At 55.0% G+C, this 24,270-nt stretch carries 20 protein-coding genes; 13 read left to right on the forward strand and 7 right to left on the reverse strand.

Annotated elements, in window-relative coordinates; all coding sequences use genetic code 11:
- Positions 1-8: 8 nt before the first annotated feature.
- From ACF8Q6_RS11085 to ACF8Q6_RS11140, 12 genes are all read left to right on the forward strand, one after another.
- Entirely contained in the window at positions 9-1,583 is a 1,575-nt protein-coding gene (locus tag ACF8Q6_RS11085; protein ID WP_392493252.1) for a phage tail protein, read from the forward strand.
- Positions 1,584-1,654: 71 nt separating this feature from the next.
- Positions 1,655-2,815 (forward strand): phage tail sheath subtilisin-like domain-containing protein, encoded by a 1,161-nt coding sequence (locus tag ACF8Q6_RS11090; RefSeq protein WP_392493253.1) that lies wholly within the window; start codon positions 1,655-1,657, stop codon positions 2,813-2,815.
- Positions 2,816-2,826: 11 nt separating this feature from the next.
- The gene (locus ACF8Q6_RS11095) at positions 2,827-3,336 is read left to right on the forward strand and encodes a phage major tail tube protein (RefSeq protein WP_392493254.1); all 510 of its coding nucleotides are present in this window, start codon (positions 2,827-2,829) and stop codon (positions 3,334-3,336) included.
- Positions 3,337-3,347: 11 nt separating this feature from the next.
- Positions 3,348-3,935 (forward strand): phage tail assembly protein, encoded by a 588-nt coding sequence (locus ACF8Q6_RS11100; protein WP_392493255.1) that lies wholly within the window; start codon positions 3,348-3,350, stop codon positions 3,933-3,935.
- 150 nt (positions 3,936-4,085) lie between these two features.
- A complete protein-coding gene (locus ACF8Q6_RS11105; RefSeq protein WP_392493256.1) occupies positions 4,086-6,875 on the forward strand; it encodes a phage tail tape measure protein in 2,790 nt (929 codons plus the stop codon).
- A gap of 12 nt (positions 6,876-6,887) precedes the next feature.
- Entirely contained in the window at positions 6,888-7,766 is an 879-nt protein-coding gene (locus ACF8Q6_RS11110) for a phage tail protein (protein ID WP_392493258.1), read from the forward strand.
- Positions 7,741-7,947, forward strand: a complete 207-nt coding sequence (locus ACF8Q6_RS11115) for a tail protein X (RefSeq protein ID WP_392493259.1) — start codon at positions 7,741-7,743, stop codon at positions 7,945-7,947. Before ACF8Q6_RS11110 ends, ACF8Q6_RS11115 begins: the two co-directional genes overlap by 26 nt.
- A 24-nt stretch (positions 7,948-7,971) precedes the next feature.
- A complete protein-coding gene (locus ACF8Q6_RS11120) occupies positions 7,972-9,015 on the forward strand; it encodes a phage late control D family protein (protein ID WP_392493261.1) in 1,044 nt (347 codons plus the stop codon).
- A 35-nt stretch (positions 9,016-9,050) separates the two neighbouring features.
- Positions 9,051-9,620 (forward strand): glycoside hydrolase family 19 protein, encoded by a 570-nt coding sequence (locus tag ACF8Q6_RS11125; protein WP_274094489.1) that lies wholly within the window; start codon positions 9,051-9,053, stop codon positions 9,618-9,620.
- Complete coding sequence (locus ACF8Q6_RS11130) at positions 9,620-10,174, forward strand: lysis protein (RefSeq protein ID WP_392493262.1); 555 nt, start codon at positions 9,620-9,622, stop codon at positions 10,172-10,174. Before ACF8Q6_RS11125 ends, ACF8Q6_RS11130 begins: the two co-directional genes overlap by 1 nt.
- A gap of 151 nt (positions 10,175-10,325) precedes the next feature.
- Positions 10,326-11,120, forward strand: coding sequence for a DNA adenine methylase (locus ACF8Q6_RS11135; protein WP_392493263.1), 795 nt, complete (start codon positions 10,326-10,328; stop codon positions 11,118-11,120).
- Between the two features lie 477 nt (positions 11,121-11,597).
- Positions 11,598-12,704: a tetratricopeptide repeat protein gene (locus tag ACF8Q6_RS11140; RefSeq protein WP_392493264.1), complete on the forward strand. Its 1,107-nt coding sequence runs from the start codon at positions 11,598-11,600 to the stop codon at positions 12,702-12,704.
- Positions 12,705-13,089: 385 nt separating this feature from the next.
- Here ACF8Q6_RS11140 and ACF8Q6_RS11145 read toward each other — a convergent pair whose 3' ends face one another.
- Both ACF8Q6_RS11145 and ACF8Q6_RS11150 read right to left on the reverse strand, forming a co-directional pair.
- Positions 13,090-14,889, reverse strand: a complete 1,800-nt coding sequence (locus tag ACF8Q6_RS11145; RefSeq protein WP_392493265.1) for a hypothetical protein — start codon at positions 14,887-14,889, stop codon at positions 13,090-13,092.
- A gap of 783 nt (positions 14,890-15,672) precedes the next feature.
- A complete protein-coding gene (locus ACF8Q6_RS11150) occupies positions 15,673-15,879 on the reverse strand; it encodes a hypothetical protein (RefSeq protein ID WP_392493266.1) in 207 nt (68 codons plus the stop codon).
- 546 nt (positions 15,880-16,425) lie between these two features.
- Between ACF8Q6_RS11150 and ACF8Q6_RS11155 the strand changes: the two genes are divergently transcribed.
- The gene (locus tag ACF8Q6_RS11155; RefSeq protein WP_392493268.1) at positions 16,426-16,770 is read left to right on the forward strand and encodes a hypothetical protein; all 345 of its coding nucleotides are present in this window, start codon (positions 16,426-16,428) and stop codon (positions 16,768-16,770) included.
- 233 nt (positions 16,771-17,003) lie between these two features.
- Here the strand turns inward: ACF8Q6_RS11155 and ACF8Q6_RS11160 are convergent, their stop codons facing one another.
- The 5 genes from ACF8Q6_RS11160 to ACF8Q6_RS11180 form a co-directional block, all read right to left on the reverse strand.
- On the reverse strand, positions 17,004-17,858 hold the full coding sequence (locus ACF8Q6_RS11160; protein WP_392493269.1) for a hypothetical protein: 855 nt from the start codon (positions 17,856-17,858) through the stop codon (positions 17,004-17,006).
- Between the two features lie 974 nt (positions 17,859-18,832).
- Positions 18,833-19,882, reverse strand: a complete 1,050-nt coding sequence (locus ACF8Q6_RS11165) for a tyrosine-type recombinase/integrase (RefSeq protein WP_392493270.1) — start codon at positions 19,880-19,882, stop codon at positions 18,833-18,835.
- Position 19,883: 1 nt separating this feature from the next.
- Positions 19,884-20,129, reverse strand: a complete 246-nt coding sequence (locus tag ACF8Q6_RS11170; protein ID WP_392493272.1) for a DUF4224 domain-containing protein — start codon at positions 20,127-20,129, stop codon at positions 19,884-19,886.
- A 177-nt stretch (positions 20,130-20,306) separates the two neighbouring features.
- A complete protein-coding gene (locus ACF8Q6_RS11175; RefSeq protein ID WP_392493273.1) occupies positions 20,307-22,070 on the reverse strand; it encodes a hypothetical protein in 1,764 nt (587 codons plus the stop codon).
- A gap of 341 nt (positions 22,071-22,411) precedes the next feature.
- Entirely contained in the window at positions 22,412-24,184 is a 1,773-nt protein-coding gene (locus ACF8Q6_RS11180; RefSeq protein WP_392493274.1) for a hypothetical protein, read from the reverse strand.
- Positions 24,185-24,270: the final 86 nt, after the last annotated feature.

A 24,270-nucleotide genomic window follows, 5' to 3' on the forward strand; every position in this document is an offset into this window, starting at 1 on the left:
GCGAACCAATGGCAGATACAGACGCGATTTACGTCGCCATGCTGACTGACGCGGGCGCGGCTGCGCTGGCGAAAGCCATCGCCACCAAAACCACCCTCAAGATCAATACCATGGCGATAGGGGATGGCAACGGCAGTACGCCGCTGCCTTCCAAGCTCCAGAAAAAGCTGATTCACGAGGTGTTTCGGGTCAAACTCAACCGCCTTTCGGTGGAGAGCGGCAGGCCGGTGATTGTGGCCGAGGGCATCTTGCTGCCGGAGGTTGGCGGCTGGTGGGTGCGTGAGGTCGGCCTGTATGACGACACCGGTGTGTTGGTTGCGGTGGCCAGCTACCCCGCGACCTTCAAGCCGCTGCAGGAGCAAGGCAGCGGCCGTACTCAGGTGATCCGCCTGCTGATTCAGGTCAGCAGCACCGCCAACGTGCAGATCCTGCAGGACCCCAACACGGTTACGGCCACCCTGGCAGTGGTGCAGGAGGCCATCAGCCAGGGCGAGGCCGCTACGGCCCGCGCACTGGCCACCGAGCGCACCATTTCGCTCAAGGGCGATGCCACCGGTGCGGCCAAGTTCAACGGCGCCGGTGACGCGGCGATCAATGTCACCCTGGCCAATTCCGGGGTGCAGGCCGGTACCTATTCCAAGGTCCGGGTCAGCGCCAAGGGTCTGGTGCTGGAGGGGGCGGAGCTGACCGCCGCGGATATCCCCAGCCTGGACGCGGCCAAGATCATCACCGGCACCTTGAGCCGGCCGACCACGGGCAACGCCGGCAGCGCGACCAGGCTGCAGACGCCACGCTTGTTCACCTTTGAGGGAGATGTGGGCGGACAGGCCCAGTTCGATGGCGCCAAGGATGTGGCCATTTCCCTCACCCTGGGCAGCACAGGGGTGCAGGCCGGCACCTATTCCAAGGTGCGGGTCAGTGCCAAGGGCCTGGTGCTGGAGGGGGCGGCGCTGACGGCTGCTGATATCCCCAGTCTGGATGCGAGCAAGATCACCACCGGTACCCTGAGCCGGCCGACCACGGGCAACGCCGGCAGCGCGACCAAGCTGCAGACGGGGCGGACGCTGAGTTTCACCGGCGACGCAACCGGACAGGGGGTGTTTGACGGCTCGCAGAACCTGTCGATTGCCCTGAGCCTGGCGGGCATGGACGTTAGCAAACTGGTGAGCGGCATTCTGCCCATCCACCGGGGCGGTACCGGGGGCAACACGCCTGACAGTGCGCGAACCGCGCTCAACGCGGCGGTGCGCTCGCAGTTCTCAGGGGCACAGAACGGTTTCTACTGGGACACCGACAACGGCTTTATGGCCCAGTGGGGGCGCTTGAACGTGGGCGACTTGCCCAGCCAGTTCACCGAGTACCAGGTCTGGTTCCACTCGGGTGGTTTTTCGGCGGCGCCGTTCATTGTCATTCCGGTGATCTACCACAAGAGCAACCCAGGGGTGCCGGCGGCCACGTTGACCCCGGCGATCATTGAGGGCAAAACCACCGGGCAAAGTTTCAACATCATGATTGGCGAGTGGGCCAATTCGGTACAGGACTTCGCGCTGTACTGGTTCGCCATCGGCTTCCGAGCGGGCTAACGCTCAACACATTTCCAGCTGTTCAACACGACCGCCCTTTGGCGGTTTTTTCGTTTCTATAGGGAGCATTTATGGCTAACTTTTTTCATGGCGTGACCACCTCGCTGGTCAATTTGGGTGGGCGCACCATCAGCGTGCCCTCGTCGTCGGTGATCGGCATTGTCGACATTTACACCCCTGGGGTGGGCTTAGCTGAGCCCAATACGCCGGTTATGGTCGTTAGCGACCGAGAGGCCAAAGCGGCGTTCGGACCTAACTCGCCGCTGACCAAGGCCTGCCTGCAGATTTTCGACCAGGCCAAGGCCGTGATCATCGCCGTGGGTGTTACGTCTGCCGGCACACCGGCCAGCATCACCAGCGCCGTGATCGGCGGTGTGGCGGCCGATGGCAAGCGCAGCGGCCTGCAGGCCTTGCTCGATGCCAAAAGCCTGTTCAACCAGCAACCGCGCCTGCTGTTGGCACCCAAACACACCGCCACCAAGGCGGTGGCCACCGCCCTGGACACCTTGGCGGACAAGCTGGAAGCCATCGGCCTGATCGACGGGCCGGGTACTACTGACGAGGCGGCCATTGCCTATGCCACCGAGTTTGGTAGCAAGCGGCTGTATATGGTCGATCCCGGCGTCAAGAAGTGGAGCGTTACCGGTAACGGCGATGAGGGCCTGGCGGGATCGCCGGTGGCGGCCGGCCTGTTCGCGCAAACCGACGCGAACATTGGTTTCTGGGCTTCGCCGTCCAACAAGGAAATCAAGAACATTACCGGCACCGTGCGGGCGGTCGAGTACCTGGACAACGATCCGACTTGCCGGGCCAACCTGCTCAACAACGCCAATATCACCACCATCATTCGCGACGGCGGCTATCGCCTGTGGGGCAACCGCACGCTGTCGAGCGATAGCAAGTGGGCATTCGTCACGCGGGTGCGCACCGTGGACATGGTGATGGCGGCCGTGCGTGCCGGCATGAAATGGGCCGTCGACCTCGGTATCACCAAAAGCTATGTCAAGGATGTAACCGAAACGGTGCAGGCCTTCATGCGCGACCTCAAGGCCGCCGGGGCGGTGATCGACTTCGAGGTCTACGCCGACGCCGAGCGCAACACGGCCAGCCAGCTGGCCCAGGGCAAAATCATCTGGGTGATCCGCTTCACCGATGTGCCGCCTGCCGAGAACCCGATTTTTGAAATCGAGGTGACCGATGAATACCTGACCCAAGTTCTCGACGTAGCCTAAGGAGGCGCGCAATGGCTGTTATTCCAGAAGTTCTGTTCAACATGAGTGCCTCGGTGGGCGGTGTCAGCCTGCAGGGCGATGTGCCATCGCTGACCTTGCCCAAGCTCATGATGAAGACCGACGAATATCGCGGCGGCGGCATGGACGCGCCGATTGAGATGGATATGGGCCTGGAGAAGCTGGAGGCCAGCTTTACCTCCAACGGCATGCGCCGGGAAACCCTCAAGTATTTTGGTGATTTTGACCTGTCCGGCTTCAACTGCGTGTTCCGGGGCAGTTTCAAAGGCCGTGGAGGGGCCACCAAAGCGGTGGTCGCCACCCTGCGCGGCGCGCTCAAGGAAGTCGATCCGGGAGACTGGAAGGTTGGCGAGAAGGCCGAAATGAAGCACAGCATTGCGGTTAGCTACTACAAGCTGGAAGTCGGCGGCCGCGTCATCTACGAAATCGACCCTGTGAACTGCATCCGCGTTATCGACGGTGTCGACCAACTCGCCAGCGTTCGCGCTGACCTCGCCATTTAAGGAGCCTGAGCATGTCCATTACCAACACTACCCCTACCTGGCTCAACATCGAGGGCGGTCACGCCGTGGTATCCCTGAGCGTGCCCTTGGACGTTTACGGCGAGGTGCGCCCGGCGCTGACCATGCGCTGCCCGACCGTGCGCGAAGACCTAATGGTGGGGCATCAGGCCGGGGACAACGACGAGCAGCGCGAATTGCTCATGCTGGGGTCGCTGTGCGAGCTGACCGAGGATCAATTGACGGCCCTGCAGGTGCGCGACTACCGCCGCCTGCAGCGGGCCTACAAGGAACTGCTGGGCGATGACAGCGGTGAGAATCCGGCCTGGCTCAAGCTGACCCTGGAGCATGCGGTGGTGCGCCTGGTGGAGCCTATCGAGAGCGAAGGCGTGAAGGTCGACCGCCTGACCCTGCAATCGCCCTCAATCCGTCTGAGCCGCGAGGTGGAGGCCGAGGCCGGCGACGACAACAGCAAGCTGGAAATGCTTCTGTTCCAGCGCCTGACCGATACCACCCCGGCCGAGCTGCATTCGCTGACCATCCGCGATTACAACCGTGTGCGCGCGGCCTACTTTCGCCTGGTCCATCAAGACGGGGTTTAACACCCCCGGATTCCAAAAGTCGCTTGCCAAGCGCCTGGCGCGAGAACTGGGATTCTCGGCCAGCGAGCTGGAGCAAATGCCATTCGCGCGCATGGTCTGGTGGCTCTCTGAGTGAGCCGCCGGGCTGTGCCTGCGTGGGAGTGAGAAACCATGGCCAACAACAAGTTTTCCATTGGCCTTGTGATCGGCGGAGTGGTCAGCGCAACGGTCGGCGCCGCGTTCAAAGATGTTGAGGGCCGAATCGGCAAGCTCAAGAAGCGCGGCGAAGAGGCCAAGGTGCTGCAGGGCGTCATTGGCGAAACCATGCGCCTGCGCGATGAGTGGAAGAAAGCCAGCGAGGCGGGAGAGGCCAGCGCGCGCGGTCTGCGCAACCAGATGGACCGCAACCTTGATGCATTGCGTAAACAAGGCGTTGAGGTCGGCCGGCTGGAGGATCACTACCGCACGCTGGGTCGCACGGCGCAAACCGCTGCCCGTCAGGCCAAGGGCCTGCAGCAGATCGAGGCGGGCAAAGCCGGCCTGCGGTCCACCGTTGTGCAGGCCACGGTAGGCACCGCGGCCTTGGCGGTGCCTACCAAGGTCAGTGCCGATTATCAGGCGATAGTGCGGGATATCGCGATCAAGGCAGGGGTGGCCAACAAGGCCGAGGAAGTCGAGCTAAACCGGGGCATCATCACCACGGCCAAGGACACCGGCCTGGGTCGCAATGAGGTGGCGGGTGTCCTTAACCAACTGGTGGGTGCCGGTATGGACCTGCAGGAGGCCGCGCGCTATTCCAGCGTGGCCGCCAAGTTTGTGGTGGGGCAGGGCGCGGACGGTACCGACACTGCCCGAATGATCAACGCCCTGGGGCAAAACGCCAAGATCACCGACCCCGTGGTGATGCAGCGTGCGCTGGAGGCCATCGCCTACCAGGGCCAGGCCGGTAGCTTCGAAGCCAGCGACATGGCCAAGTGGTTCCCCGAACTGCTGGCCGGTATGGCGAAGCAGGGTATCTACGGCATGGACGCCGTCACCCAGCTGGGTTCGATGCTGCAGGTGCAGATCAAATCCGCCGGCAGTGCCGACGAGGCGGCCAACAACCTCAAGAACTGGATGGAAAAGATCGGCTCAAGCGAGACGGTCAAGGCGTACAAGGACGCCGGTATCGATTACCAGAAGTCGCTCAACACCGGGTTGCAGAATGGCATGTCGACGCTTGAATCAAGCTTTGCGCTTGCCCAGCAGTACATCCAAAAGACCGACCCCAAAAAGGCCGCCGCCATGGCCGAGGCGGCGGCCAAGATCAATCAGGAGACGGACCCCGAGAAAGCCAAGCGCATGATGCAGGCGCTGGAAGAGTCCATGCGTACCGGCGACCTTTTCGCGGACATGCAGGTCAAATCCGCGCTCATGGCTTACATGCAAAACAAGGCGCTGTATGAGGACCTGAAAACCCAGTCTGCAGACGCGGCGGGCATTCTCGACCAGAACCTGGCCGAGCGCCGCGAAACGTCCTCGCAGAAGTGGAAAGAAACCGCCAACGCGATTGACGACGCGTTCCGTGCTATCGGTGACGGTCTGCGGCCGCTGACGGACGGCGCCGCCGACGTACTACGGACGACGGCCAATGGCATCGGCTGGATTGCTGAAAAAGTGCCTTCCTTGGCTCTTGGGGCTACAGCGCTGGCTGCAGGTGGTTTCGCCATCACCAAGGCCGTGGCAGCTATCCGGGTGGCCCGAGGCTTGTACAACGTCGCCAAAGGGGCTGCAGGTGCTGCCGGGGTGCAGCGCGTGTTCGTCACCAATCCCCAGGCAGGCGGCGGTAAGGGCAGCGGTCCGATTGAGAGTGGCGTGGGCGACACCGCACGGCGCAGCCCAAGGCGCAGTCGGTGGGGCCGTGTCGCCGGCCTGGTTGGCCGCGCTGGACGCCTGGCCAGCCTTGGGAAGGGGGTTCCGGTGCTGGGTGCTGCGGTGGCAGCGCTGCAGATCAGCAACGCTGTGGCCAGCGATCAGCCGCCTGAGCAGAAGGCCGAGGGTGTCGGAAGTGCGGTAGGCGGTTTGGCCGGAGGCATTGCCGGCGCAGCCACGGGCGCTGCCCTGGGCTCGATCATTCCTGTGGTCGGCACGGCCATTGGCGGCCTGGTGGGTGGCATCCTTGGGAGCTTGGGCGGTGACGCGCTGGGCGCCAAGGTCGGCAGTCTGTTTGCCAGCAAGGTGCAGCCTGACCCAGCGGCAGCGCCGGCGGAGCAGGGGGAACCTGCAGAAGGGCGAGAAGGGAATGGGCAGGTTGAGCCAGTTTCTTCTGATTCGCCTGTTAAGCGTAACGGCCCTGAGTCGCTGCGGGTGGTGCCAGCGCCTGCCGCGCCGGCGGTTTCCTACGAGCCGAAGGACCCCGAGTCCAAGGACCCGTTTCTGGTACCGGCGCTGACCGCTGGCAAGGTGCGTTTCCCTGGTGCACCGCTCACGCCGCCGCCAACCGAACCGGTCGTTACGCGTAACTATCCTGAGTCGCTGCGGTTGGAGCCAGTGCCTACCAAACCGGTGGCTTCCTACAATCCAAAGGCGCCCGATTCCAAGGACTCGTTCCGGGTGCCGGCGCCGACCGTCGACCAGGTGCGTTATCCCGGTGCGCCCCTCGAGCGGCAGTCGGCCGGCGATTCTGCGGCCCTGCTGGGCAACCTGCATCCAGCGGGCACAGTGGAGCCCGGCCTGGCTCAGGCGGGGAAAATGCTGGGCGACTACCAGCGGGCAGCGGATAAGCCGGCGCCTGCCAAGGCTGAGCCGGTATCACTCAAACTTGACCAGCGGTTCGAGCTGAGCATTCCGGTGACGGTGAAAGGCGATGTATCAGACCGCCAGGCGCTGGCCTATGAGCTGCGGCCTTATTTCATGCAAATGATCGAGGACGCGACTCGCGACCTTAACGCGCGTCAGCTGTACGACGCGCCGCACCTGTAAGGAGGAAAACCGATGGCTTACATGGAGCAGCTGCAGGGCAGCCTGAAGTCGCTTGCCGCTGCGGGAGAGGCTGGCCGCCGCTCGGTGGACGGCATGATTGGCCCCATGAATGGGGCAGTTACTCAGATGAGAGGGGCGGTTTCCGAGCTGGAAACCCTGCCGGTGGTGGGGGAACTGATCGGTGGCCAGTTGAACCGGGTTATGGGCAGCATCACCCAAGCCCAGGCCAAAGTCGGCAAGGTGTTGGCCGTTTACAACCAGGCTAGCAACGCGGTCACGCAAGTGCAGGAACGGGTGGCCGAGTTTGGCGAGCAGGCTGACCGGGCAAAGAAGGCCATTTCTAACATCGCGGACAAGTACAACCAGGCCGGCGGCCTCAGCGGCATGGTGTCCAATTTCTCGCTGTCTGAAATGTTCTCCAGCGCTTCGATTCGCCCCAAGGAAGACCCACCCAAGGAGGCTATCAAGGCGTTTCCGCACTTGCTGATTCTGCAGCCTCTGAGCGTCAAGGCGGAACCGTTCTACTTCAACCTGGACACGGCGGCCTTTGACGAGCTGCGGCGCAAAACCTCGTTCCGCTGGGCGGCTCAGGAGCGCCTTACCCGGCGCTCTGCGCAGCAGGCGGTAGGCATTGGTGATGAGCGCCTGACCCTCAAGGGGGCAATTTTCCCCTCGTTCCGGGGTGGCCTCGGCCAGCTCGACACCTTGCGTAGCATTGGTGGCCGGCTGCAGCCGCTGGGACTGACCACCGGCTATGGCCAGGTGCTGGGCAATTGGTGCCTGACCGATATCGAGGAAGAACAACCCACGCTGCTGCAGGGCGGTATCCCGCGTAAGCAGGCATTCACCTTGGAGTTCACGCGCTATGGCGATGATTTGTCGAACGTCTGACGGCGATGTACTCGACGCTATCTGTTTCCACTATTACGGGCATTTGAGCGGCACGGTGGAGGCAGTCCTGGGTGCCAATCCGGGCCTTGCCATCGAGCCGCAGCCCTACCGTGCCGGGGTGCTGATCACCCTTCCCGAACTGGCTAGAACTGACCAGCTGACCGTCCAGCTGTGGGACTAGCATCCCGCCTAACCGGAGCTATCCATGAAACCGCAATTTCGTATCGTCGCTGACGGTACCGATATCACGCGCCTGATAAACGACCGTTTGCTGATGCTGCGCACACTCGACAAGCCCGGCATGGAGTCGGACGAGTTCGAGCTGCGTATTGATGACCGTGACCAGGCTGTTTCGCTGCCGTCGCGGGGCGCCAAGGTCGAGGTGTTTCTAGGCTATGACGGCGCGCAACTGACCCGCATCAATAGCTATACGGTCGATGAGATTGAGCTGACCGGGCCGCCGGATACGCTGGTGATCCGGGGCAAGGCCAGCGACATGCGAGGCAGTGGCAAGACCACCCGCAACGGCAGTTTCGAGGGCAAGACGTTGGCCGAGATTGTCGCCACGGTGGCCCGCCGCAATGGCTGGGTACCGGCCTGCGACGTGCAAACCGTTGTGCCGCGTGCGGACCAACTGGGTGAGTCGGACTACAACTTCATTACCCGCATTGCAAGGTTGCATGACTGTACCGCCAAGGTGGCCAACGGCAAGCTGTTGGTCCTCAAGCGGCAGGCGGGCGTCACTGCCAGCGGTAAAACGTTGCCGGCGGTCACCATTCGCCGCTCGGACGTTAGCCGCTACTCGTTCCGCCTCGGGGACCGCTCGACCCACAAAAGCGTCAAGGCCACCCATCACAACGCCAAGACCGGCACCCTGGACGTTATCGAGCTGAAAAACGACGACGCCCCGGACGGCCTGCCGCCGGTGCATACGGACCGGCATATACACCCGAACAAGGCCGCTGCCGAGCAGGCCGCTAAGGCGCGCCTGGCGGCGTTCAATCGCTCGACGGCCGGGGTGCGCCTGGAAATGCCGGGTCGCGTCGACCTGTTCGCAGAACGCCAGATCAACGCCCAGGGCTTCAAGGATGGCTTTGATGGCGAGTACCTAGTGGATTCCCTGGAGCAGGTATTCACCCAAGCCGGCTGGTCGACCACCGTTGAATGCAATGGCGGCAAGAAGGGCAAGGCCAAGGCCGCTGGGAAAAACAAGAAAACCTCAACACCTCTCGACGTCGTGCAGCTTTAACCGCACAGACAAACAGACCATCACTGGAGACTTAAATGGCTATCTCTGTACAACAGCTGCAACAGATCCTCCCCAACGCCGGCCGAAAAGCCGGCGTTTTTGTTCCCGGCCTCAACGCAACAATGGGCAAGTACTCGATCATCACCCCTCGGCGTATGGCTGCGTTCCTTGCGCAAGTCGGCCACGAGTCTGGCCAGCTTTTATATGTGCGGGAGCTCGGTAACGATGCCTACTTGGCCAAGTACGATACCGGGCGTCTGGCGCAGCGTCTCGGCAATACCCCGGAGGCTGACGGTGATGGTCAGCGGTACCGTGGCCGTGGGCTTATCCAGATCACCGGCCGCGACAACTATGAGGCCTGCAGCGAGGCGCTGTTCGGTGACAGTCGCTTGCTCAACACCCCCGACCTGCTCGAGCAGCCGGTCTACGCATCACTGTCGGCCGGCTGGTACTGGCAAAGGGCGGGGCTCAATAGCCTTGCGGACAAGGTGCTGCAGGCCGATGACTCGGTGTTCGAGCTGATCACCCGCCGTATCAATGGTGGCCTGAACGGATTGAAGGATCGCCAGGCGCTCTACAAGCGTGCGCTCGAGGTACTGCAGTAATGTCGCTGAATTGGCGTATCGCACTTCTGGCCGTGGCGATCGGGCTCTATGCCGGCGGGCGTGGGGCCTGGGTGTGGCAGGCCAGCGAGTACGGAAAGCGGTTGGCTGACCAGGCTGCAGATTATGCCCAGCAGCTGGCGGATAAGGATCGGGCTTACGGTCGTGAGCGTGAGGAAGCAGCAGTTGCAGCCCTGGAGCAGTTGGCTGAGCAGAAAAGTCAGCGCAAAGACCTGGAGGATCGCCTGCAGGAGCAGGGCAAAACACATTGGAAGGAGATGAGCTATGCACAACAGATTCAAGCTCGCCTGCGTGACAGGCTGGCTACTGCTGACTTGCGGCTGTCAGTCCTTGTCGACGCCGGAGCTTTTGCCGCCCCGGGTGGTGACGGTGGGATGCGAGAAGCCGCCGGCACCGGAGGCGTGGTTCATGGAGCCGTTCGCGTCGGACTTGACCCAGCGCATGCTCAACGAATTATCGGCATCACCGACGACGGTGACCGAGGACTGATCGCACTGAAGGCCTGCCAGGCCTACGTTCGCACAGTCATCAAGTAAAAAGAGGCGAGCCGGGTGGATGCGCCAACATCCAGCCCGGCCCGCCGAACCCGCAGACCATTCCTGCAAGTCCAGCCGCAGCCTCTGCCTTGTGCACAAAGCGCGGCGAGCCTAACACCTGTTTATCCATACAGTAAAGACTTGCATACCTATGACCTCTCCAATTATTCCCTGGATGGGTGGCAAGCGCCGCCTGGCCGACCGCTTGATCCCTCTTTTTCCCCCTCATGAATGCTACGTCGAAGTCTTCGCCGGCGGTGCCGCGTTGTTCTTCATGCGTCCTCAGCCCGCCCCGGTGGAGGTGTTGAACGATCTCAACGGTGACCTGGTCACTCTCTACCGTGTTGTGCAGAACCACTTGGAAGAGTTCGTGCGCCAGTTCAAATGGGCGCTGAGCTCTCGACAGATCTTCGAGTGGCAGAAGATGACGCGCCCTGAAACCTTGACCGACATCCAGCGTGCGGCACGGTTCTTCTACCTGCAGCAGCATGCCTTCGGCGGTAAGGTCACCGGCCAGACGTTCGGTACCGCCACCACGGGGCCGGCCATCAACCTGTTGCGCATCGAGGAGAATCTGTCTGCCGCGTGGCAGCGCCTCGCCGGAACCTATGTTGAGAACTTATCCTGGCTCGACTGTGCCGAACGCTACGATCGAGCACACACCTTCTTCTACATGGACCCACCCTACTGGCAGACAGCTGGCTATGGCGTCGACTTCTCTTTTGAAGAGTACGAGCGCATGGCCGACTTCATGCAACGGTGCAAGGGCAAGGTGATGCTAAGCATCAATGATCATCCCGACATTCGGCGTGCTTTTAACGGCTTCCAGTTCGAGACCGTCGACATCAGGTACTCCAATGCCAACCAACGTCAAGGCTCAGTGCAAATTACAGGAGAGCTCATAATTACCAACTGGAAACCGGATGAATTCGGTCAACTGTTTTGAGGAAAGCAGGCTTGCGGGTAGTCTCAAGCTAGTAGTAATGTTGGCCAGCAGTCTTGGGTGGGCCGCTGTCTTAGTCCTTCCGCAGAGAAAAATCTATTCAGCGGTTCGATTAGAAGGCAGTGTCCACACGAGCTTCACAAGTTTCCAGTTGGTGCGTTCTTCATCGTGTGTATTTGATCTGGGGCTGCTTGCATTGTGGCTCCAGATTATGGGGGGGTGGACTTGGGCAGAGTAAAGTGGGAAGGCCTGTATTCGTATGCTCCAGGTGGAAAAGAGAACTGCCTCTGCGGCTCCGGCTTCAAATATAAGAACTGCTGCAAGGATGAGTGGCCGAAATACGATTACAGGGTTGATGAGGTTAGTCCTCGAACCGCAGTGCAAAAACTTAAAAAACTGAGGGCGCATATTACCTGGTATCGCCTCTGCCATTTGGCGCACACAGTCCGAGATATGCACAGAGGAAAGGACGCCACCAAGATGCTTGAATTGGACCTCGCGTCCATGCAGGAGATGACGCGAAAGGCGCTCTCTCTTTACAAAAGCTGCCACTGTGCTGATGATTACCCTTTGATGCTTCGTCAGTTATCTGGTGCAATTGCGGACGAACGATGGGCATGGTTTTTGTGTGCGGAAGAAGCGCTGTTCTTTCTTGCATTCAAGAACGATCGGGCGCGCGCTAGATCTGTGATGGCGAAGTTTCGCTGGCAGGATGTTGAGAGTTCGGAGTATCTTGAAGTTTATTTGGATGCCCACTCTGGGTTGTTAGGTCACGTTGATGTCGTAGCTATCGCATCGAAGGTTGTAGATGTAACAAGCTGCGCTTCATCAAGATTTCAGTATCGATTCATTATTGCTGTCCAATATTTTCTCCACAATGAGGCGGAAAGAGCTGAAAGATTAGCGCGGCATGCGATAACTGAATTCGAGCAGACCCCGGTGGAGGAGAGAACGGCTTACGGTCGCGTGTTACTGGCGCGTGGGTACATGCACCTTGGCGAGATTCTCGCTGATGAGCAACTGTTAGCTAAAGCCATTGAACTTTTGCTTTTAGAGTGCGATGGCGAAAGGTTTACGTCTGAGGCAGCTGCCGATATTTTGTGTGATATAGGTCAGTGTTACTTCGCGTTGAAAAAATACTATCTGGCGGAAAAGTACTATTCGAAGTCTATTTCAGTCTGCAATCTACCATTGGCGAATGTTTATCTTGGTAAGGTTCAGGTTTACCTAGGGCGCTTGGATCGGGCGAGAGATATATTTGCTGGGTTAGATTTGGTGAAGATGTCTTCGGTGAATTATTTCGATTACTCAATAGTGGTCTGTGAGCTGGCGCTGCGAACTCAAGTCCCAAATGATATTTCTAAGGCTCTCGATATGATAAGGAGTGTTAGGACTAATGATCCGTATTTCATGGGTGTGGTGCAAGAATTGATAGTGGCTCTGTATGAACTTCCAAAGAAAAACGTTTCTCGTATTTTGTCAATCATTGGGGCTATTAATAAGTATGTGACGCTAAATCCAAATTTCAATGGAGTGGGGATTGATATTAGTTCTATGATCAATGATTATCTTAATAGGCGTAAATAACTATGGCGGCGAATCTCCAGCCAGCTCGGCCAAACGCTCGCTGGCGACATTGTCTACCAAGATCTATAAGCGCTCTATGGTAGATCGAGCCAGCACTTGCCCCATATCCACCTGACACGCGATGTGTGCGGGTTCAAATCCCTATCCTAGGTCGATGTTGTCGCAGTGCCGTCTCGGCTCGCCCTTCCCACTTGAAGCTTAGTATCTCCGTATGGCGAAATCGGGGTATACCGTACTCCATTCTGTGCCGATCTAGGTACCGCCCCCTCAAAGCTAAAAGCGCCTAAGCCCCGATATTACGGGACTCAGGCGCTTTTTTTCCGGTATTAATTGCAGCACATCCGGTATGCGTGGCTACTGAGCTATGGAAGTCATCGAGGCGCTGTCAACCGCTACTCCAAGGTTTGCGTTTAATGTCAGATAGCGCATTCTTATTGCTTCCTAGAAATTGGCAGTTAAATGCGTCAAATTCCGGAATTTGTAATTGGTTTTTGAATTTTTCATATTTAATTGTGGCTAGATCAAAAGCTTGCTCCAAAGTGGAGGTTCGATAGTCTCCGCATGCAAGCTTCATTATTTCAAGTAGCAGTACGTCGAGATAGTCATGGCCGTTTTCGACTAAGCCGTGAATATATGTGGGCTTGGCGCCTGAGTGGACGATTAGATTGCGTGTCCGATATATTCTTCGGATCTGCCATTTAACCACTTTTTCATGCCTGTCTAATGCTTTTTTTGCACTCTCTGGAGCACCAAGGGTTGTTGCGATAGAAAATATGCGGAATCTAAGTAGGTGAAAGTCACCGAGTGCAGCATAAAGCTCATCTCTCAGGGGTTTATTTCCGGGTACGCATAGTAGAGCCAGAATCTTTTGAGTGATAGAAAATCCACTGGTGTTAGGTATTTTGTTAAGGATTTTTTTTGATTGCCAGCGATTCCACGTGATAAGATCGTGCCCTAGGCGACCTATGATTCTATTAAAATAAGTTGTCATCAAAAATGGTGTCATTGCCTCGACGACGTTGGCGATTTTTGCCCCTTTCATTCTGGTTGGTATTAAAGTTTCCAATGCTGTCCATAAGTTGACAAGTTGGTTTTCTACGATGTCTGTGGCGACGCATACACCATGTAGGTCGGCAACTCGGTTGAATCTCTCAAAACTTGAGCCGTCCAGCCCGATGCCTCTAATTAAGCGATTTAGATCTTTGGAAGCCTTCTCTGCAGGCATGTCAAACGGTTTGTCCATTGCGCCTTTTGTGATTTTAATCGCGACGGCAGTGTCTTTGGATGGTTGTGATACTATTGCAGTAGGATGGTAAGTTATGCGTTCTCTATGGTGGAATAGAGTGAACAGGTCGCTTAATTTATCGAGTCTTGTGGTGGCGGCTTCCTGGGCTGAATATATGTCTAGGCTTTTCACATCGCGAATCACGATGTAACATTGCTTGGGCTGTTTTAATAAGTCATTTTTCGTCGCTAATTGAAGGATTTCTTGTGGGAGTTCATCGAGTATATTGACTTTAAAAGATTTGATTGAGTCTTCAATTTGGCTTATAAGGTCTGACGTTAAAAAATATACGTCGAATGCGTCGGGTTGTGGATAAATGTCTTTGAGGAAGTCGCCTAGTCTAGTGTGGCTATCTATTGCCGGGCCGTCGCTGGAAAAAAAATAGCTGTGAGTTTTTTCGTGAAGGCTTTTTTTGCTTATTCCAATATTTATTAATGTTGTGATGATGTTTTTTAGTAATGAGTCAATTTCTTTCTTTTTGTTGGTCTGCACGACGCTCATTAGAGTGTTAAAACATTTATGAAGGTATCTATATGGCGTTAGGCTCCGCTCTAGTACGTCTAGCTTGCGCTTTAAGTCAGGTAAAATGAGGTTTTCATATGATGCTGGAAGATATGAGTTAATTCCTAGGTCGAGTAATTCTTTAGCGACTGGATCATTTTGTATGCTCCATGTCAGCTCTTCAAGGACGTGCTTTAAATTTGCCTCGTCAATTAGTTCGCTTTCAATATCTCTAATGAGTGAGAGTGCCTCTTTGCATAGATAGGGCGCATTTAGGCTCGCTGGCTTGTAAGAATCTAGCGTGAAGTCCCATAATAACTCATCTAATCTTTGTGCTAAAAATAGAAGTCCTTCAGTCTCGGGGCAAATTTTCCAGCGCCTAATGCTTCTGAAAATCATTTTCTCTCCTGAAATTGCGTTGCTGACAGCACGATTATGTCAAGATGACATGATGCAGTAGATAGGTCTGATGGGGAAGGGGGCACCTGCCAACGAAATAATGTACCCCTTCAGACCGTGGGGGAGGTGCTGCTAGGGTATTGACGGGCGCAATTGGAGCGCATGTATGAATAGGATGTTTCTTAGGCTACTTGAGGTCGGTGAGCCTCTGATTGCGGAGCCTATTGAGGCTAGGTGAAAGCGGTATCAAGTAGAACCGGAGGCTAGGCCTACTGATAAGATCGAGCGGCTGCGAGTGCTGACAAAACTACGCTATTAGGCGGTGACGGACTACTAGTTGCTGTCGCACGACCGAGGTGGGGTTTTGTACAGTGAAAACGAAAGTTCTCCACCCAGGAATCCGTATAACGACAACACTTGCCATCATGCACTCGGCGCTGAAACAGGTAGCCAGATGTTATCGCTACACGTTCCAATCCAGAACCCTCAGCTTTTGCTTGTACTCCTGAAACACCTCATATCTGCCGACACGGCCGACGCGTTACCAAAAAACGCAGGCCCATAGTAGCATCAGCGAGTTCATTTGTAGTATCGGCAGTTAGGCCGAATGGAGATCTGGTTGGTACTAAATTGGTACGGAAATCGTTGGCTTAGGATGAAGCCCCTGTAAACGTTGGTTCGGGTGAAGAGTCTGCCCAATCCATCATCGTTGGTGCTGTGACGCAACAGGGGCTGGGTGGGCCGCCCGATGAAGCATAGGAGGCGGTGGGCAGCTTTGCTGATTCAAGCTCGTAGGCGCTCGATCCCGGTCGAGATTGCCTCCGAGTGGGTGTCCAGCGTCATCAGGGCCGCCATAACGTTGTCGTGGATGTGGGTCGAGCCACGTTGACTAACCCAGAGGGACAGCTCTTCTAGTGCTGCTCTGATGGCGGTTTGGTTGAGTAGCAGCAGCTCCAGGGTGTCTGCTGTGACTGCGGCTTTCTCGTCCATGATGCTCTCCTAGTACCGTAGATATTTTAGGGAAAATTTAGGGCAGATTCTGGGACGCTTGAGGCCCGAATGGGCCATCTGCTCAGGCGAGGATAGCCGTTTTTATTGGCCTATAGTGGCCTATTGAGCATGTCGGCGGGTTCAAATCCCTATCTATGACTACTAATGTGCCTATAGTAGTAACGGAGGCAATAGATGATGAGAAGGCTGGAAACCATGATCATGCCGGCGATCCGTCGATGTTTGAGGTTGCTGACGCGTTACGTCGGTATCAGGGGACTCAAGCAGCAGGCAGTCCGACCCAGGAAGTGGAGCGTTGTCGCCTCTTAGGTCGGTAGCGGAAAGTCGCGATCGGCAGCTATCGACCCATTGCAGCCACTCGGAGCTACCATGGAAATCAGCGTCTCCCTGGAAAGATAGTACATGGCAAAATGGGCAAGGCTCGGGGAGCCGACTTTCCATTGGGTGTAGTATATGGATAAAGCCCAACCTGTCACACAGCGCAAGCATAAACAAACCAAAACCCGGATATATAAAGGAGTATGTATGGCCCAGTATTTTGACGACATTCAAATCTCGGACAAGGGGATGATAAAACTGATTAGAAGTGGTGGGAAGGATTACATATTTCCAGCAAGCAATATAACTCAAGTTAAACGCGAAAAGCCTAAAGATCATCCAAGCTCATGGATCCCCGCTGCGCGAGGTTTGGCCGAGCTTTTTGGGTCGGATGCTTTTAAAGAAACCAGACCTGATACAGTATGCATTATAACGAAAGACGACTATCTGTATGTGAAGGTCCCCTATACCGACAGTCTGTATCGCCGCATTGATGAGGCGCATACTTATTCTGTAAATGTGGCTAAGAATAAATACGGCATTTTTAGGTGAGCAAGCGTCGCTGCTTAGTGATTTCTATGACAAGCCCACCTCGCCTGGGCTTGTCGGCTTCAGTTTTTACGGATGCGACGAGCCTCAAGACTGAGGCGAATGCTAGTGGCCCACTTATGAGACCTACTTTCTAGAAGGTTCCTTATCGCCGTCTCTAGCGAAGGGAAACAATCGGCCAAATGCAGTCATTCATCGACTGCCCGCTACGCTAGCTGAGAGGTCGTCGTGTATGACTACTTGAATTCTCCATATCGTTTTACCTGTGCTGCATTTGAGATTCGGATTGCCTCTTCAAGTTTAGGGAGTGCGGCATCAAGGCTAACTTCTATGAAGTTGACGCCTGTGTACTTACCCTTCATTCGGATGGCTGTGTAGACAGTTTTTTTCGGTGAATCTTGGCCTGCAAGCGTTCTGATAGTGTCATATATAAAACCAAAATCGTTGCGCGGCTCGGTCTTATGGCAAGGCAAAATTTCTGCTATGTGGCACGCTTCAAAAATGAACGGTTTACCTGAGCCTATCAATTGAACCATGCCTTTAGCTGAGGTTTTTAACACGGAAAATAGCTGCGTACACTGCGCTGAAGTCAGGTTGACGTTCGTCTTTAGGCTATTAAGTTTAGCTCTATCGCTAAGGCCTTGTATTCTATTGGGATCTAATTTGTTGAGTAAGACTTCTCTGTTGGCAGCATTGATAGCCTCAGTCACGTGGTGATTGGCCGCAACCTGATATATCGACATTCCTAGAGTGGCGTCAGAGCGCGTGATATAGTTAATGATCTCCGTCTTGAACTCTGATTCAGGAATTTTCTGGTGATGGAGCAGTTTCTCCTTCAACTCAATAAATTCCATAATCATTCTACGATAGCGGCTGGCGAAAGTTTCGCGAAATTTCGCCCGTTGCGCATCGCTGAGCATAACGTAAAGCGAAGCTTGCGGGTCCTTCAAATTCTGCCCACCCATCAATCCGCGGACTAATCCTGAGCGGCATGTTTCGCGACCGTCTGAGGCCATTACCTCTAGCACCTGCGGGTCAACCTCGGTCAACAGATGATTGACGATATCTTGAATGAAAGCTTCACGACTCATACGTAGCTAACCCTGCCAATTCAGATAACAGTTCTTATTTACCGCCTATGGCGTTAAGCCACTACAGAGCTACTAGGTTAGCCCTCCGCTGGCTTAAGAGCCAGTCCCCGTTCGTACTGAGGGTATCCAGAGACCCCGAATCCATTTATTGACGAGGTTGGCACTGATGGTGTGAGTCAAAGCTATGGTCCGTCTTATCTGTTGTAGCCGTGGGATGACCGCTTCAGGCCGATTTTCGCCTGTGGACACCGGCAGCGCTGGGCCACCTCCAGCGATTAGGCCTGCTGGCTAGGTGGGGTTTCCGTAAGCTGGTGCTCATTGGCCGATTGCTGCCCTGAACGAAGGGCAGCTTCGGGTCCAGACTGTGTGAAAACCCAAACGGATCTCTGAAGAGCGCGAGCATACGTGAAATATGTACTGGCTTGGTTATTCAGCTAACCCAGATTTCGCGCAGGAGCGCGAAATTCTGGTCGTTTTCTAACCAATCGGATCGCGCCGAACGTTTCACACAGCCTTGGTCGATAGCCAAGGTTCGGGGAACCGAATTGCCGAAGCTCCATTAGGTAACTCGCTGCGATGGCTGCTCCTCGGGGGCAGGGAAGTATGCTGGTTTTGTCGCTAATCGGCTGCGCGGGGAGGCAGCTCAGGGTTCTGCGGCGCAATCGGAGGCTATTCGGCAGGTCGCCAGAGGTGGGGTATCTGGTGAAAAATCAGTTCCGCACCTAGCTGAAACTCTCTCGATTTCAAGGGGTTGCAGAGCTACTAGAAGTGATTTGTTGCGGAACTAGAATCGTCCTAAGCTATTGAAAATAAAGAAAATATCTTTCGGATTGCAAATCCGTCTACGCCGGTTCGATTCCGACCTCGGCCTCCACCATTCGAAAGCCCCGCAGATTAACGTCTGCGGGGTTTTTCTTTGTGCACCAGAAAATACCGAAGTCCCAAAACTAATTGAGACCAGTCCCAAAACTTCGTCATTTGGAAGGCTTGGCGATGGCCCCGACGCGCCGATAAACGCGCTCGGTAATTCCCTCTTTCGAGTGGCCCAACAGCACGCTTGCATCGCTCAGATCGTTGATCTCCGAGGCCGCCTTCGGTCGGATGTCGCGAAACTGGAACTGGGCGATTCGGTTGGCCAGGTCCGGCTTCTTCTCGACCTCAGCTTTCACCCTTGCGCCCTCGCGGGCGTCTGCCCACCGGTTGCGTAACATTGGCCAACTCATGCGTTTGCCGTGCTCGTTGACGATGAAGAACGGGGACAGGTGTTCTCTGGTCCTGTGCATGATCCGCTCGAGTAGCAGGCCCAGGCTGTTCTTCACTCCATCTACTTCCAGGACGATCCTCAATCGCTTGCCGGTCTTGCCCTGGCTGACCAGAAGGTAGATTCCCTCCATATCGTCCTTCCGCATGGACAGTACGTCCGATGGCCGCTGGCCAGTCAGGTAGGCCAAGTCCATCGCATCCTTCAGCTCCGGTGGAGCCTCCTTGTACACCGCCTGCCAAACTGTTTCGTTGGCGTAGAAGTCGCGCGGTTTCTCCTTGTTCTTCCTTACGCCCAGGCACGGGTTGTCCCGGGTGGTAAGCCCCCATTCCCGCGCCGTGTTGAATACGTGGGAGAGCAGGGCGATTTCCCTGTTTGCCCTGGTCTTCGCCGACCGCGAGTCGCGGTACTGCGCGATCATGGCCGGGGTGATGGCGTCGATCGGCGCCGAGTCGAACACATTGCGCAGCTGCTTGAGCTCGTAGATGTTGTCCTTCTGGGTCCTGGCGGCCTTGCCTGGGATGATCTTCAGCAGGTACTCGTCGAAGATCCCCTTCATCGTGGTCAGTTCTTTCGGCATCGACTTGGCCTCCAACTCCGCCCACTTCAGCTTGGCCTTCATCAAGTCATTGCCGAGGAAGATGTCCTTGCCCGACTTGTCTCTGTAGTACAGGGCCTCCCACACCTTGCCATTGGCTTTTTGTCTCTTGCGGCGATACATACCTGGTGGCAAGTCGCGATTCTCGGTCTTCCTTGGGCGCATTTCACTTCACTCGGGAAAAATTAGGGGTCCAGGCGGGGGCTGGTGGAGGGGCTGCTACGACCGGCACGGTATCGATCACCACGCCGCTGAGCTTCTGACGGGCGTATTGGCGGCCCACGAGTGGCCGGCCGCCGCGGCTCTCGACAAAGTGCCAGCCTTTTTCTGTGAGCCAACGGCGCTGCCACGCCCGGGGTTTGTAGCCGGTGATCTCCACCAGCTCTTCGTCCGAAAGGATCTCGGTTTCCATGGGGGAAATCTCTATGTTGTTGATGATGGCAACACCAGGAGAAAGTTGTTTGGATTCCGATCTTGCCCGAGAACAACAGGCAGTTGAGTTATCCTGGTGCTTACTAACGAGAAAGGAGTATCGCTAATGCCTGTAGGAGCGCTTTTGGAGCTACTACAGGCAGTCTTTGTGATTTAGCTAGCCATTGTTGCAAACTGGTGCAACTTGGACCCAGAAGCCACCGGTATATTGAAGTGTGATTCGTGAGAGGCTGCCTCTAAGCACTTGGTTGATTGAACTGTCAAGTCTGATGTTCCCGATAGCGCGTCTCAAGGTTATTTCATGCGCTGAGGAGGTAGGGCGTAGCACTAGTTCCATTCCTTCAACCCCACCATGTATCGTGTCTAGATCGTCTGCATTCCCAAGTTCGGGAGTAACAGCATGGTACGATCCGGTTACTGTGATTGTCCCGTCTTTGATGGAGAGCGCAGGGCGAGGTTCTTTGATAACAAGCCGCTCTCCTGCTGTGGGTACGCGTATTCCTGCTGGTGTTAGAGAAAAAGCAGGCGAGCTCTTAGAGGCATGCTTGAATTCAAGATTATCTCCTAGATTGACATTCATCCTCATAAGCCAGTCGGAACTACCGTTGTTTGCATCTCTCGTTAACTGAACCGAGCAGTTTCCAGTGTTTCCATCGGAGCCTAAGATTGTACCTGAATAGCCTGTTGGAGCCTTGCCAAATACTCCAAGACGTCCGTTGAGAGGGTCGCCTGAAACTATCACGGGGACTGGAATCTTTCCAACGAACTCAGGGTTGAATATTGTGCTCAGGAAGTTGTTTCTCATGCCATAAAAGCCTATGCCTCGTTTTACATCGGTAGATGCGATAAAGGTCGGGGTGTCTGAGTTTGGGATGCCGTAAGGAGATAATTCACAAACACCACCATAGAACTGCACGTTTGATGCTTTTCCAAGTCGGAGAGGATGGTTTGCTCTGGTTCGCATCACGCAGTCATAAAAATAGTGGCCATTGATTTCCGCTGACGAGGCATCCACATCGCCATCGATATACAGGCAGGACCAAGTATCCGCAGTTGCATAATACTCAATGCGCTCCTCTGTGGTCATAGAGCCTCGACTATGATGGTCTAAGGTGTACATTTTGAAGTTATACCCTGCCGTTCCGCTGAGTCCATAGCTGGCAGAGGTACTGCTCCCGAGAATTGCAAGTCCGTGTTTTCCCATTGTAGAGCCGCCGACAAATTTATTGTAATCGGGGTCATCGTTTCCTGTGCTAGATATAATTGCTGTGCCAGCTTTAGAGAAATATCCAAATACTACGACCCCTGAGGAGATCTCTTGGGCGCTGTCATCGAACAGGTGCCCGACCTCGTAATCGGCTTTGTTTTCAAACCCTGGCTTAGTTGCTTTTCCATTTGCATCAATGCAAATCATATCTTGAATTATTGCTAGGTCTCTAATGGAGGCACCCAGAGATCCATGTCCAGTATTGACCGAGCGAATGCAGTATCGGACTGTTGAAAATTCGTCAGATCTTTGGGGGAATTGCGCTACTAAGGTTCCTCGGCCTTTAAAGGCTAGGACCGTTCCTGGCATCAAATGTCGATACCCTTCTCGTAAAAATTGCTTTGCGTCTAAGGTTCCAAATCCGAACTCGGGTGCTACCTCTCCTTTCATCAGGAAGCCTTGAGGCTTATCAAAACCATTCGAAAATGAGTAGATTCCGAAACCAAATTTAACTCCTTTCGCACCGGAAGCTATTGCCATAGCTAAAGGAACAAGATTATCAGTGACGTAGTCACCTTTCCCGCCCCAATCTTCGATGGCAGGCAGTGTCTCAGTTGAGGCGTCTTGAAGTGCTCGGGCGATAGCGCCACTCAACAGGTTACTATCTTCTTGTGCGCTTTCTTCGGATGTGCTGACTTTAGTGTTTTTAGTCATGAATATGTCCTTTGCCTAATTAGGCAGGTTGCTTATGATAGGTTTTAGATTCTTGGATATATTAACTCGCTGCCATTCGAGCCTAGAATCTCGGCCAACTTAGGTACAGGGTTCCTAGTGGGCAGCTTTAGCAGTTGGTAGTCCAGATCCCTTTCTTTGGGCAGGATTGTTGCTTCGTCGCCATGTTCGGCCAATGGAGAGAGGAAATTTATAGCTGAATGGAGAACAAATGTACCCCATTCGCTACTAAGAGCCTATTTGGACTAGGCGGCGGCTAGGCTGACCTGTTGCGTTATCACCTCATCGACGGGTACGTGGTATTCGGAGGCAGGCCTTATTCCTTAGTATCCTGCCATCAGAGTAATCGACAACGTCAGGTTAGATCCCACGCGATTCTCTAAGACCAGTTGGCCTGAGGAGTCAATCCCAACAGTGAACCTTCCATCAGAGCCTGAAGATCCTGACAAGGGAGTAGTGGCAGTTGACATATTGGCTGCTCCTGCAATCATCGTTACATGGTTGCTAGAGCTTGCAGCACGAAAACTGAAGATTCCATTGACGCTTGGGTTTGATGAGCCAATGATCAAAACTCCAGCAAAAATCGCTGTCCGGTTGTCGCTAATAATTCGGGCTCGGTCATCACCCAGAGTAAAGTTTTCTATGAAAGGAGCGCTGAAGTGCGAGCCGCGCAATGAAGGGGGAATATTTAACAAGGTAACGTTGCCGACGGTTTCCAGTCGAATAGGTCGGCCAGATACATCAACGTCCCTCGCAATATTTATGTTGCGAATAGCTCCAGTACCATTGTTGATCAAGCGGATACCGTAACCGGTGTTACCCTGAGCGACAGCAGAGCCCAATGAAATGTTGCTGATGACCGATGTGTCGGAACCATCGATATGCAGTAAGGAATCAGCATTGCCGTTTGTAACCAAGCCATGGAGCGTAATGTAGGTGCATTGATAAGCGCCAGCGGCAACAATTTTAGTCAGTGAATCAAACTGCTGGTTACCAGTTGAGTTGGCAGGGTTTCCGATGATGTTGCTTATGTTGATCCGAGAGATTGAGCAATTGCGATTGTCTAAGAAAACCGCTGTTGCAGGCAGGGTAGTATGAATGTTGTCAATGTTACCTGCGCTGATATTGGTGTCATGGCCTACTCTCACAATGTGGTGAGGTGCGAAGGTTGTGCCGATGATAGTCACGTCAATGATGCTAAAGCCGCTTGTGCGAGCCCAGACGACGCAGGTATCTGCAATGTCAAGCGCTTGCGGATCCAAGCCGTAGGTGGCGCGCAGATTACGGATGGTGCACCAGTTTTCATCAATAATAATTCCGACTGTTGTCGGGTACAGCCAAATGCTATCAATCTCGCAGGTGTTGTGTTTTACGTGGATGTAAGGTGCTGTTCGAACCCCGGATTGACCAGTTGGAAATTCAAACTGGAAGTTTGAGAATTTACATGCGTTTCCAGTGGTTTCAAAGACCGTGAAATCAAGTCCAGAAATGTCAAAGATTGTTCGGCGCATACCGCGACCAGAAATTTCTACGCCGCGCGGAACGTAGATGGTCTTGCTTAGATGATAGGACCCGCATTCCAGTTGTAAAATCCCTTCCCTTGTCTGCGCGTTCATTGAGTTTAAGGCGCGTTGCATTCTATCGGCTATATCGGAGACTAGGGCGTTGGTTGGAAATACTCCGAACCAGCCCGCGGTGATCAACTTTGCGTCCTCACCCATGGTGCTGACGATATTAATTATTACCTTGCCTGCACCTTGGAAAATCCATTGGTTAGAGCTGTGAATACGATTTGTGATTGTCAGTGTGGAAGTATTGTCCACGGTCAAGCATGCTCCAGCCTGATAGTACTGGGGGACTGAGATGGTAAGGTCGCCGATGATGCGGAAGTTACCTGAAGGAATAACAACGTACCCGAGTGTATTTGCCATTTTGGTGATGGCAGGGCCATCATCCGCTAGGCCCTGACCGGTTTCAGCACTACCGAAATCACGAATTGTCCGGTGCTCTTCCATAAAGGATTGTAAGCTGCGCGGGGCAGCAGAAGCAGTTTCGGACTGGTAGCCAATGTTGGTCGCCATAAGATCGTAAGTCATAAATTACTCTTAGATTGGTGTGCTGCAGGCGCTGCCCGCAGCATGGGAAGTTACACATAAATTCTGATCAAATAGAGTCGTTGGGC

It is taken from the genome of Pseudomonas sp. GLN_2 (assembly GCF_043106005.1).
GTDB lineage: Bacteria > Pseudomonadota > Gammaproteobacteria > Pseudomonadales > Pseudomonadaceae > Aquipseudomonas > Aquipseudomonas alloputida.